The following is a 10100-nucleotide window of genomic DNA, read 5'->3' on the forward strand; positions in this document are numbered from 1 at the left end:
ATCGGGCTACATTGACCGTTGTTATGGGAGCGCTCCCGTGACAACTGCCCGATCACCCACCGCGCCTGGTCACGCGCGCCGGGCGGGACGGACGCGCCCACGTCCGCCCGCACCCCACCGGCGCGGCGTGCCCGGCGCGGCTCCACGTACGAGGAGTCCTTCATGCCCGACGCACGATCCCGCTGGGGTCGCCGCATCGCGGGGGCCGTATCCGCCGCGCTCACCGCGGCGGCGTTCGCGGTCGCCGTGGCCCCGAGCCCAGCCACCGCCGCCCCGGCCTTCAACTACGCCGAGGCGCTACAGAAGTCGCTGTTCTTCTACGAGGCCCAGATCTCCGGGCCCAAGCCGTCGTGGAGCCGGGTCTCCTGGCGCGGCGACTCCGCCATGAACGACGGCTCCGACGTCGGGCTCGACCTGACCGGCGGCTGGTTCGACGCCGGTGACCACGTCAAGTTCGGCTTCCCGATGGCGTTCACCACCACGATGCTCGCCTGGGGCGCGGTGGAGTACCGGGCCGGCTACGCCGCCTCCGGGCAGCTCACCTACCTGCTCAACAACCTGCGGGTGCCCAACGACTACTTCATCAAGGCGCACCCGGCCCCGAACGTGCTCTACGGGCAGATCGGCAAGGGCGACGACGACCACAAGTGGTGGGGTCCGGCCGAGGTGATGCCGATGGCCCGGCCCGCGTACAAGATCGATGCCACCTGCGGCGGCGCGGACCTCGCCGGGGAGACCGCGGCCGCGATGGCCGCCTCGTCGATGGTGTTCCGCCCCACCGACCCGACCTACGCCGACACCCTGGTCACGCACGCCAAGCAGCTGTACACGTTCGCCGACACGGTGCGCCAGACCTACCACTCCTGCATCACCGACGCGACGAACTTCTACAAGTCGTGGAGCGGCTACACCGACGAGCTGGTGTGGGGCGGGATCTGGCTCTACCGGGCCACCGGCGACGCCGCCTACCTGGCCAAGGCCGAGGCGGCCTACGACAGCCTGGGCACCGAGCCGCAGTCCACCACGCGCTCCTACAAGTGGACGCTGGCCTGGGACAACAAGCAGTTCGGCGCGTACGTGCTGCTGGCCAACCTGACCGGCAAGCAGAAGTACGTCGACGACGCCAACCGCTGGCTCGACTACTGGACCGTCGGCGTCAACGGGGAGAAGGTGCGCACCTCGCCCGGCGGCATGGCCGTGCTCGACAGCTGGGGGGCGCTGCGCTACGCCGCGAACACCTCGTTCGCCGCGCTCGTCTACAGCGACAAGACCACCGACGCCACGCGCAAGCAGCGCTACCACGACTTCGCGCTGCGCCAGGTCAACTACGCGCTCGGCGACAACCCGCGCAACTCCTCATACATGATCGGCTTCGGGAGCAACTCGCCGAAGAACCCGCACCACCGCACCGCCCACGGGTCCTGGTGGGACAGCCAGACCGTGCCGACCGGCACCCGGCACGTGCTGTACGGCGCGCTGGTCGGCGGCCCGTCCTCGCCCGACGACGCCTACAAGGACGAGCGCGGCGACTACGTGATGAACGAGGTCGCCACCGACTACAACGCCGGGCTCACCTCCGCGCTGGCCCGGCTGTCCCAGGAGTACGGCGGCACGCCGCTGGCCGGCTTCCCCGGCGTCGAGGCGCCTGACATGGACGAGATGACGGTGGAGACCACGCTCACCGCCGACGTCCGGGAGACCCGGGTCAAGGCGATCGTCTACAACAAGTCCGCGTTCCCGGCCCGCGCGCTGACCACGGCGAAGTTCCGCTACTACTTCAACCGCGACGACGCCACGGCGGTCGTGGTCACCCCCGGCTACACCCAGGGCTGCCCGTCCCCGAGCACCGCCAAGCAGGCCCAGGGCAACCTCTGGTACGTCGAGGTCGACTGCACCGGGTTCACCATCGCACCCGCCGGTCAGTCGCAGCACCGGATGGAGGTCCAGTTCAAGGTCGGCGTCGGCGAGGGCGGCACCTGGAACCCCGCCAACGACCCGTCGTACCTGGCCACCGCCGGGGTCAACCCGGGCGTGCCGCTGTACCACGGCGGCGTGCGGATCTGGGGCAACGAGCCGTCGACCACTCCGGACACCACCGCGCCCAGCGTGCCCGGCACGCCGACCGCCTCCGGCGTCACCAGCACCGCGCTGCCCCTGGCGTGGGCGGCCTCCACCGACTCCGGCGGCAGCGGCCTGGCCGGCTACGACGTGTACCGCGAGGCCGGTGCCACCGACGTGCTGGTCGGCTCACCGGCCGGGGCCGCGCTGACGATCACCGGGCTCACCCCGAGCACCTCGTACACCTACTACGTGGTGGCCAAGGACGGGGCGGGCAACCGCTCGGCGGCCTCGGCACCGGCGACCTTCACCACGCTGGCCGCCGACCCGGTGGACACCACCCCGCCGAGCACGCCCGGCACCCCGGCCGCGTCCGCGGTCACGTCCTCGGGCGTGACGCTGGCCTGGGCCGCGTCGACCGACAACGTCGGCGTCACCGGATACCGCGTCTACCGTGAGGCGGGCGCCACCGACGCCCTGCTGGGCACCGTCACCGGCACCACGTACGCGGTGACCGGGCTGACCGCGCAGACGGCGTACCAGTTCTACGTGGTCGCGGTCGACGCGGCGGGCAACGCCTCCGCGGCGTCCAGCCCCGTGTCGGTGACCACCACGGCCCCGCCGCAGCCGTCGGCCTGCCAGATCACGTACGCCACCAACGACTGGAGCACCGGCTTCACCGGCAACGTGACGGTCAAGAACACCGGCACCGCGACGATCAACGGCTGGACGCTGGCCTTCGCCTTCACAGCGGGCCAGCAGATCACCCAGGCGTGGTCGTCGAAGTACACCCAGACCGGCGCGAACGTGGCGATCACCAACGAGAGCTACAACGGGACGCTCGCACCCGGCGCGTCCACGTCGTTCGGCTTCAACGCCACGCACACCGGCAGCAACCCGCGCCCGGTCGCGTTCACCCTCAACGGCGTCACCTGCACCATCGGCTGACGCCATCGGGCCCGCGCCGCCGCCACGGGTGGCGGCGCGGGCCACCCCCATCGCCGACGTCGGCGAGCATCCCACCTGGTGCGCATGCCGTGACCTGAGCGCACGACCGATGCGGCCAGTGGTCCGCCGGTCCGGGCGCAGGCGACACCGGCTCATGCCGTCTCCACCGGCGGCCTGGCGGCGAGGCGCAAAGCCTGACTTCCGCACGATACGGTCGTGCGCGCATGCGCCTGGCCGTTCTCATCATGCGATCACGGCGGCGGCCTGTCGGGGCGCGACGCTATCGTCGGCGGGCGATCCGATCACGGCGAGGAGCGGGGCAGGGCATGCACAGTCCAGGAGCGCTGCTCGACGGCCGTTACCGGCTGGACGAGCGGATCGGCGCCGGCGGTATGGGAGAGGTCTGGCGGGCGACCGACACGGTGCTCGGCCGGGTCGTCGCGGTGAAGGCGGTGCTTCCGGCACTGCTCGACGATCCCGGGTTCGTCCGCCGGTTCCTCGCCGAGGCGCGTGCGATGGCCGGCGTACGCCACCGCGGCGTGGTCACCATCCACGACTACCACGGCGACTCCGGTGGCGCGTACCTGGTGATGGAGTATGTCGAGGGCGAGTCGCTGTCGCACGCGCTGGCCCGGCACGGCCGGTTGACCACCGAGTCCACCCTGGCCCTGGTCGCGCAGACCGCCGAGGCGCTGCAGGCCGTGCATGAACAGGGCATCGTGCATCGCGATGTCAAACCCGGCAACCTGCTGGTGCGCGTCGACGGAACCATCGTGCTGACGGACTTCGGCATCGCCCGCGCGCAGGACCACACCGCGCTGACCACGCCGGGCGGCATCCTGGGCACACCGTCGTACCTCGCGCCGGAACAGGTCCTCGGCCGGCCCGCCGATTCGCGCAGCGACGTCTACGCGCTGGGCGTCGTGGCGTACGAGTGCCTGGCGGGACGCCGCCCGTTCACCGGCGACAATCCGTTCGCAGTCGCCATGCAGCGGGTCGAGCAGCCGCCCCCACCGCTGGGCGCCGATGTTCCCGAGCGCGTGGCCGCCCTGGTCGAACGGGCACTCGCGGTCGATCCCGAGCGGCGCTGGCCGTCGGCCGCCGCGCTGGCCGAGGCCGCCCTCGGCGTGCTGAGCGGCGCACCGCCGCAGGCGCAGGCCCCTTCCGCAACCCTGAACCCGAGTGCCGGCACCGGTCCAGACGACGAACCCGGCAGGGTCTCCGCGCACCGCCGGATCCGGTTGCTCCTCGCGGCGGCGGTCGCGTTCGTCGTGCTCGGCGGCGGCGGCCTGGCCGCCTGGTCGGTGTGGGGATCGGACGCGTCGCCTCGGTGGACGGCGTCGAACGGGGCCACCGACGGTCCGCGGGTGCCCGCCGGATATGTGGCGTGCGGCGCGGCCGCCTGCCCGCCCACGCCCGAGTGCTGGGGCGGCCTGACCAGCACTGGCGGCACGGCGCACCGGCCGAAGCCGATCACCTGCGATCAGCCGCACTCCTGGGAGACGGTCGTCGTGGGGACTCTGCCGTCCGGAGCGGAGTTCGTGCGCCAGGACGAGCTCATGGACCGGGCCGATGTCGCCGCCCTCTGCTCCGCGCAGGTCATGGCGCAGCGAACCCGGGAAGGTGCCACGACCGCAGGCTGGCAGCGCGAGGCCTGGCCGATCCAGGTCGACCGGGACACCTGGCTGCTGTACTGCCTGGCCAGTCGTTCCGAGGGCGGTGAGACCACCGGGTCGGTGTTCACGCGGCTGGGGAGTCCTTGACGAAGACCATCGCGTCGATTCCGGTGAGGTGTGCCGGATCGACCGGGGCGTAGCCGAACCACGGTGACACCCGCGCGTCGGGCGATGTCTCGCCGAGGACGGCTTCCAGCCGACGGACGTCGATGACGTGCCGGTCCTCGGGTAGGGCGTACAGGAGGCCTTCGAGGGTGTCGGCGGGTGGGGTGTCGACGCCGTGGTGGCGGATGGTGCCGAGGGCGGTGGGCAGGAAGGCGTACCCCTGACCGAGCCGGGAGGCGACGATCGCCCCGGCGCTCCACCACTCCAGCCGCATGCCGCCCAGGCGCATGCTGCTCTGCTCCCGCTGCAGATGCGAGTTGTGGGCGTACGCCAGTGCCGGGCCGTGCTCGGTCGCGGCGAGCAGGTTCGCGGCCATCATCGACGCCCGTACGCCCAGCAGTCGCGCGAGCCTGCCGGGTGACGTGTCGGCCAGCCAGTGGTGGTATCGCAGCAGGCCGGTGGCGGTGCGCGCGAACAGGCGGGCAGCCTCCAGCTCGTCGGGCGTGGACGCCTCGATCAGCTGCGGCAGGTGGGTGTCGAGGAGCGCGGCCAGGTCGTCGGCGAGCAGCCGCAGCTGTAGGGCCTCAGGGGTCTGCCCGACGGATCGGGACGGGTCGCGCAGCGAGTCGGGGTGGCTCCACGGGTCGTCGGCGCCGAGCAGGCGGTCGAGTGTCTGCGTGGTGCAGGCGAGCAGGTCGGCGTCGACGCGCACGGAAAGGTAGGCGTGGAGTGCGGTGAGAGCCTGCCGGGGGCTGGCGGCGCCGGTCATCTCCAGCGGGCCGTCGAAGCCCGCGAAGCGCAGCTGCGCCGACCGGGGCCGGCCGTCGTTGTACGCGCGCATCCAGCGTACGAGCTCACGGTTGGCGGCCGAGGCGCCGAACCCGTGGCTGAAGCCGTGCGCCATGACGTCGTCGAGCGTGCCGGTGCCGGAGGCGAGGTAGTCGTCGACGAGCAGGCCCATCATGCAGTCGCTCTCGATGGTGATCGTCCGGTAGCCCTCCTGCTCGACGAGCTGCCGGAAGAGGTCGTTTCGCACTTCGAGCAGGATGTCCTCGCCGTGGGTGGGTTCCCCGAGGGCGAGCAGCCTCGGCTTGGCGGGCAGCAGACCCATGACGATGTCGGTGGCGACGGGATGGGCGGCGTCTTCGATCGCAGCTGTCATTCCCTCAACGGTATCGTTGAACCGACAGTTGAGACTTCTCAGCGACTTTAGGTGTGCTCCCCATGCAGAACCCTCAACCTGACCGGCAGCTCAGGCCGGTCGACCTGGCGCGGGAGCACGGCCTGTCCACGCAGGCGGTCCGCAATTACGAGGAGGCCGGGATCCTTCCGGAAGCCGAGCGCTCCGTGCACGGCTATCGGGGCTACACGCCGTTGCACGCCGCGGCGCTGCGGGCGTTCCTCGCCCTGGTGCCCGGTCACGGGCACGGCACGGCCGCGTCGATCATGCAGGCGGTCAACCGGGACGCGGTCGAGGACGCGCTGTGGCTCGTCGACGCGAGCCATGCCCAGCTGCTCGACGACCGCCGCACCCTGCGGGCCGTCGAGGCGGCGCTGGCCGACCTCAGTCCCGTGCCGCCGGAACGGGGCGACACGTTCGTCGGCCCGCTGGCGTCAAGGCTGGGCGTCCGCCCGGCCACGCTGCGCAAATGGGAACGGGCCGGTCTGGTGCGGCCACGGCGTGACCGCCGGACCGGCTACCGGGTCTACGGGGCGGCTGACGTACGTGACGCCCTGCTCGTCCATCAGTTGCGGCGGGGCGGTTACCGGCTGGAGCAGATCGTGCCGATGCTCGATCAGATCCGTACGGCCGGGGGTGTCGCGCCGCTGGGCTCGATGCTGCGCGACTGGCACGCCCGCCTGTCGGCCCGCGGCCGTGCCATGCTGGCGGGCGCGGCCGCGCTTGCGGCTTACCTGGACCACCGAGCTGGTCGGGGCCGCGGATAGGAGCGGCCCGCCCGGTGCGGTCGCCCCTGGCGTCACCCGGAGGCGTCATCGCGATACATCGATCACAGTGATATATTCCAGATGATCGATGATCGCTGGTGAGGGACTATGACGCATCGTCTGGCCGTCCTCGGTGCGGGCGTGATGGGCACCGGCATCGCCGCGCTCGCGGTGGGCAGCGGACTCGCGGTGACCCTGATCGATCTCAGCGAGCAGATCCTCGATCGCGCCCGGGCGCAGGTGACCCGGCAGCTGCGGCTGGCCAGGCTGATCGGCGCCGTGCCCGCCGGGCGGCGGCCGGGCGAGCTGACGACCACCACGGATCTGTCCCGGGTGGCCGAGGCGACCGCGGTGGTCGAGTCGGTCACCGAACGCGCCGACGTCAAAGCCTCGGTCCTGGCGGCCGTGTCCACGATGGTCGGTCCGGGCACGGTGCTGATCTCCAACACCTCCGCGATCCCCATCGACGAGCTGGCGCGGGCGATCGCGCGGCCGGGCGACCTGCTCGGCGTCCACTTCATGAACCCGGCGTACCACATCGCCACGGTGGAGGTGGTGCGTGGACCGAGGACCTCCGACGCCGCCCTCGCCGCCGGGCTGTCGGTGGTGGCCGCGCTCGGCCGCGAACCCATCGTCGTGCTGGACGGGCCGGGGTTCGTGATCAACCGGGTCCTGCAACGGATGATCAATGAGAGCGCCCGGATCGTCGCGGCGGGCATCAGCTCGGCCGAGGCCGTCGACGCCCTGTTCACCGGATGCCTGGGCCATCGCAGCGGCCCGCTGGCGACCGCCGACCTGATCGGCCTGGACAGTGTCGTCGACACGCTCACCGTGCTGCTGGAACGCACCGGGGACGCGGGATACGCGCCGTGTGACCTGCTGCTGGCCAAGGTGAGGCAGGGCGAGCTCGGCCGCAAGAGCGGCCGGGGATTCTTCGACTATCCCGACCCGCTCGGGTGACGGCCGTGCGCGGGCAGACGCTGATCGCGCTGGCCGACCGGCTGATCGGCGACCGGGCCGACGAGTGGGACCGGCGCATGCTCATCCCGCAGGAGGTGATCCGGGGTCTGGCCGGCGCGGGCGCGCTGTGCCCGGACGTCCCGGACGGCTTCGGCGGGCCGGGCCTGTCCATGCTGGACACCGGCGAGCTGACCGCGCACGTCGGCAGCCTCTGCTCGTCGGTACGCAGCCTGATGACCTCGCACGGCATGGCGGCCTGGACGGTGCGGCGCTTCGGCACCCCCGTCCAGCAGCACGAACATCTGCGCCGGTTCACCTCCGGCACGCTGGCCGCGGTCGCCGTCAGCGAACCGGAGGCCGGCAGCGACCTGGCCGCGGTGACCACCCGCGTCGAGTCCGACGGCGCGGACCTGGTGCTGTCGGGCCGCAAGGTGTGGGTCACCGCCGCCGCCTACGCCGACGACGTGCTCGTCTTCGGCAGGTATGGCGCCGCGGGTGCGGCGGTCCTGGTCCCGATGGACAGCGCCGGGCTCACCGTACGGGTGGTTCCCGATCCGCTGGGCTGCCGCGCGGCCGGACACGCCGACCTCGAGTTCGACCGGGTCCGCGTGCCCCGGGACCGCCTGCTGGGCAGTGCCGGTGTGCCGCTGGAGTGGCTGGTGACGGCCGCGCTGACCTACGGCCGGCTGTCGGTGGCGTGGGGATGCGTGGGCATCCTGCGGGCCTGCCTGCGCGCGGCGGCCCGGCATGCCGTCAAGCGGCGCCAGTTCGGCGCGGCGCTCGCCGAGCACCAGCTCGTCGGCGCGCACCTGGCCGAGCTGCTCGTCGCCGAGCGGGCCGCCACCCACACCTGCCGGCATGCCGGGCACTGCTGGGACGAGGCGATACCGGAGCTCGCGACCGCGGCGGTCATCGCCAAGCATCTCGCGGCCACCGGCGCCGCCCGCGGTGCGGCGGCGGCGGTGCAGGTGCTGGCGTCGGCCGGCGCCCACGACGGTCATCCGGTGGCGCGGGCGTACCGCGACGCGAAGCTGATGGAGATCATCGAGGGCAGCAGCGAGATCAGCCAGTTGCTGCTGGCCCGGCACGTGATCGACACGTGGTCATGAGCGAGCACGACCTGACCGGCGACACCGTCAAGTGCCTGGTCTGGGACCTGGACGAGACGCTGTGGCGCGGCGTCCTGCTGGAGGACGGCGTGGTGAGCCTGCCCGACGAGATCCGCCGGGTCGTCGTCGAGCTCGACCGCCGGGGCATCCTGCAATCGGTGGCCAGTCGCAACGACGCCGAGCAGGCCATGTCGTGGTTGGCGCGGCTCGGCGTCGCCGAGTATTTCGTGCTGCCGCGCATCGGGTGGGGCGCCAAGTCCGAGTCGGTCCGCGCGATCGCCGACGAGCTGGGCTTCGCCTATCGGAGCATGGCTTTCATCGACGACCATCCGGCCGAACAGGCCGAGGTCGCCCACCACCTGCCGCAGGTGCGGTGCTACGCGGCGCACGAGGCGGTGACGCTGCCGTCGCGGGCCGAGTTCTGCCCGCCCGTGGTGGCCCCCGACGCGCACCTGCGGCGGCAGCGGTACCAGACGAGCCTGCGGCGGCAGGCGGCCCGTGCCGGCTTCGCCGGGCCCGACGAGGACTTCCTGCGTACGCTCGAACTGCGGTTGCACATCCGGGAGGCGACCGCGCCGGACCTGCTCCGGGTCGAGGAGCTCACCCTGCGCACCAGTCAGATGAACGCCACGGGAGTGCACTATCCCCTGCGTACGCTGCGCGGCCTGCTGGATGACAGCGGTCACCTGGTCCTGGTGTGCACGCTGGAGGACCGGTTCGGGCAGCACGGCACGGTGGGCATCGCGCTGGTGGCGCGGCACGCGCGGTCGTGGCACCTCAAGCTGCTGACCACCTCCTGCCGGGTGATCCCGTACGGGGTCGGCGGGGTGCTGCTCGGGTGGCTCATCGATCAGGCGGCGTCGGCGGGTGTGCACGTGGCGGCGGATTTCGTACGCACCGAGCGCAATCGCATGATGGAGGTCGCCTACCGGTTCGCCGGTTTCACCGCGGCCGGTTGCGCCTGCCTGGACGATCTGCCCGGCGGCGGCGGTGTGCAGCGGCTCCATCTCGTCGCCACCCACCGCACACCGCCGGCCTCGATCCACGTCACGGCCCAGGATCTGGCCTGACCCGGTTCAGGACGTCTGGTTCATCGCCTCGACCAGGCTCTTGGGCCGCATGTCGGTCCAGTGCTGCTCGATGTGGTCGAGCGCGGCCTGGCGGCCGGTCGGCCCGAGCACGACCGTCCAGCCACCGGGTCCGGCGGCGAGCGCCGGCCAGAGCGAGTACTGCCCCTCATCGTTGACCAGCACCAGGTAGGTGCCGTCCGGGTCGTCGAAAGGATTGGTGGACATGG

At 72.1% G+C, this 10100-nt stretch carries 8 protein-coding genes; 6 read left to right on the top strand and 2 right to left on the bottom strand.

Annotated elements, in window-relative coordinates:
* The first annotated feature begins 162 nt into the window (after positions 1-162).
* Together Cs7R123_RS02655 and Cs7R123_RS02660 are read left to right on the top strand one after the other, a co-directional pair.
* Complete coding sequence (locus tag Cs7R123_RS02655) at positions 163-3006, top strand: glycoside hydrolase family 9 protein (protein ID WP_212823152.1); 2844 nt, start codon at positions 163-165, stop codon at positions 3004-3006.
* Between the two features lie 326 nt (positions 3007-3332).
* Positions 3333-4769, top strand: a complete 1437-nt coding sequence (locus Cs7R123_RS02660) for a serine/threonine-protein kinase (protein WP_212823153.1) — start codon at positions 3333-3335, stop codon at positions 4767-4769.
* Here the strand turns inward: Cs7R123_RS02660 and Cs7R123_RS02665 are convergent.
* On the bottom strand, positions 4747-5949 hold the full coding sequence (locus Cs7R123_RS02665) for an erythromycin esterase family protein (protein WP_212823155.1): 1203 nt from the start codon (positions 5947-5949) through the stop codon (positions 4747-4749). The genes Cs7R123_RS02660 and Cs7R123_RS02665 overlap by 23 nt on opposite strands.
* A gap of 62 nt (positions 5950-6011) precedes the next feature.
* On the opposite strand from Cs7R123_RS02665, the gene Cs7R123_RS02670 reads away from it, so the two are divergent.
* The 4 genes from Cs7R123_RS02670 to Cs7R123_RS02685 all read left to right on the top strand — a co-directional run bounded on the left by Cs7R123_RS02670 (position 6012) and on the right by Cs7R123_RS02685 (position 9873).
* The gene (locus Cs7R123_RS02670) at positions 6012-6734 is read left to right on the top strand and encodes a MerR family transcriptional regulator (RefSeq protein ID WP_212823157.1); all 723 of its coding nucleotides are present in this window, start codon (positions 6012-6014) and stop codon (positions 6732-6734) included.
* 108 nt (positions 6735-6842) lie between these two features.
* Positions 6843-7694: a 3-hydroxyacyl-CoA dehydrogenase family protein gene (locus Cs7R123_RS02675; protein WP_212823159.1), complete on the top strand. Its 852-nt coding sequence runs from the start codon at positions 6843-6845 to the stop codon at positions 7692-7694.
* A gap of 5 nt (positions 7695-7699) precedes the next feature.
* On the top strand, positions 7700-8803 hold the full coding sequence (locus Cs7R123_RS02680) for an acyl-CoA dehydrogenase family protein (RefSeq protein ID WP_244871560.1): 1104 nt from the start codon (positions 7700-7702) through the stop codon (positions 8801-8803).
* Positions 8800-9873 carry an HAD family hydrolase gene (locus Cs7R123_RS02685; RefSeq protein WP_212823161.1) on the top strand — a complete coding sequence of 358 codons (1074 nt, stop codon included), beginning with the start codon at positions 8800-8802 and terminating at the stop codon, positions 9871-9873. Before Cs7R123_RS02680 ends, Cs7R123_RS02685 begins: the two co-directional genes overlap by 4 nt.
* A gap of 6 nt (positions 9874-9879) precedes the next feature.
* Here the strand turns inward: Cs7R123_RS02685 and Cs7R123_RS02690 are convergent, their stop codons facing one another.
* Positions 9880-10098 (bottom strand): MbtH family protein, encoded by a 219-nt coding sequence (locus Cs7R123_RS02690; RefSeq protein ID WP_212823163.1) that lies wholly within the window; start codon positions 10096-10098, stop codon positions 9880-9882.
* Positions 10099-10100: the final 2 nt, after the last annotated feature.

The organism is Catellatospora sp. TT07R-123 (assembly GCF_018327705.1).
GTDB lineage: Bacteria > Actinomycetota > Actinomycetes > Mycobacteriales > Micromonosporaceae > Catellatospora.